This window comes from Mesorhizobium sp. M0060, from assembly GCF_040323155.1.
Classification (GTDB): Bacteria; Pseudomonadota; Alphaproteobacteria; order Rhizobiales; family Rhizobiaceae; genus Mesorhizobium.
Genome location: NZ_JAMYUP010000162.1, coordinates 1 through 1,117 on the forward strand (window position 1 = coordinate 1; position 1,117 = coordinate 1,117).

General features: G+C 58.7%; 2 protein-coding genes. One reads left to right on the forward strand and one right to left on the reverse strand.

Annotated elements, in window-relative coordinates; all coding sequences use genetic code 11:
- Positions 1-66: 66 nt before the first annotated feature.
- A complete protein-coding gene (locus NKJ94_RS37380) occupies positions 67-564 on the forward strand; it encodes a helix-turn-helix transcriptional regulator (protein ID WP_352532790.1) in 498 nt (165 codons plus the stop codon).
- 67 nt (positions 565-631) lie between these two features.
- On the opposite strand, the gene NKJ94_RS37385 is transcribed toward NKJ94_RS37380, so the two are convergent.
- A partial coding sequence (locus tag NKJ94_RS37385) for a hypothetical protein (RefSeq protein WP_352532788.1) occupies positions 632-1,117 on the reverse strand: 486 nt, incomplete at its 5' end.

Sequence of the window (1,117 nt, forward strand, 5' to 3'; positions counted from 1 at the left end):
TTGATTGAGGTCGTCGCCCTGTCCGCGACTGGAAAAAGCAAGAAGGGAGAGGACGTGGCTAAGGATATGGACGCCTATAAAAACAAAATGGAACTGGTTGAGACGATCGATCCCGAGATCGACAAGCCTGTTTTCCGCCGGCCGGGGTTTGAAGGCATCAAAACCCTCGGCGAGATCGATGAAAGAATAGCTCAGTTCATCCGCAAGGCGCGCGAGGAGAAGGATCTGACGCGCGCCGAGCTCGCGCCCTTGCTTGGCCTTTCGATGCAGGTTTATGGCCGCTATGAGCGCGCATTCTCAAAAATGCACGTAACCAGGATGATCCACCTGTGCGAAATCCTCGGATTCATGCCGATGGAAATGCTGTTCAGCGCTGCCCCGCATCTATGGGGCCGCACCCCGGAGGAAGCCCGCGACAGCATGGAACTCGCACAACAGGTCGTGTCTCTGCCGCACGGCACCAAGCGCGATCTGCTCGCCCTGGTCAAGAAAATGGTTGCGCTCGAACGGGCCGCAGACGGAGCGGCGGCGGAAACGCAGAGAGGCGAAGAAGGACGTCTTTAGACGCCTCGCGCTGCGGTGAATGGCGCGGGGCGCGAGCATCACCGCGACGCATTAACAAGGCCACACCTCAAGCATCGACCTTCTTCAGCTCCGAGAGCCGCACAAGGCCGTTCTGGCTGCGGAATGTCAGTGTCGCATCCGTACTTTGCGCCTGGGCGATCCCCGAAATAACATGATCGCCGGTGTCGTATATCGTGCGCCGGCCGGCATCCTCGATGACCAGTCGCCGCGAGTCGGGATAGATCGCATAGCGCAAATGGTTCTGCGATCCAGTCGATGAGGGTGTGCCGAGTCCTCTCGGCCAACTTTCCGGTACCTGCTGCTGTGATCTATAGCTCACTTCGGCCGGTTTATTATGGGCAACCTCAGGATTCTCCCGAAGATAAGCTACTAGATCCGTGGCCACAGCGTTCAGCTTCGCCCTTAGCGCATCGTTGAACATGTCGCCGACCATTGTCATGCCTGATGACCACTGCGACATGCCGCCGAATTCAGCATGGCTGAACTGCGCCATGGAACCGCCGCCCGAGCGCAGGGCACGCAGCACGGTTTC